The following is a 260-nucleotide window of genomic DNA, read 5'->3' as shown; positions in this document are numbered from 1 at the left end:
CTATCTGCGTTGGTTCAATTTTACTCATAGTAGTACCATCCCCCAATTGTCCATACTGGTTATAACCCCAACCCCATAGCATTCCATTTGTTTTGGTTCCTATCGAATGATGATCACCAGCATCTATACTTTTCCAATTCGTTGCTGTTCCTATTTGTACAGGAATCGTTTTCGCTGTTGTAGTTCCATCTCCTAATTGTCCATAATTATTTCTTCCCCATCCCCAAAGTGTACCATTTGTTTTTAGGGCTAATGTATGA

General features: G+C 39.2%; 1 protein-coding gene. It reads right to left on the bottom strand.

Features of this window, described 5'->3' with window-relative positions:
• A partial coding sequence (locus SB717_RS37235; RefSeq protein ID WP_410908138.1) for an RCC1 domain-containing protein occupies nucleotides 1-260 on the bottom strand: 260 nt, incomplete at both ends.

This window comes from Priestia sp. SIMBA_032, assembly GCF_046535215.1.
Taxonomy (GTDB): Bacteria; Bacillota; Bacilli; order Bacillales; family Bacillaceae_H; genus Priestia; species Priestia aryabhattai.
The sequence above is the reverse complement of the archived record's forward strand: the minus strand, read 5'-3'. Positions and strand labels throughout refer to the sequence as shown.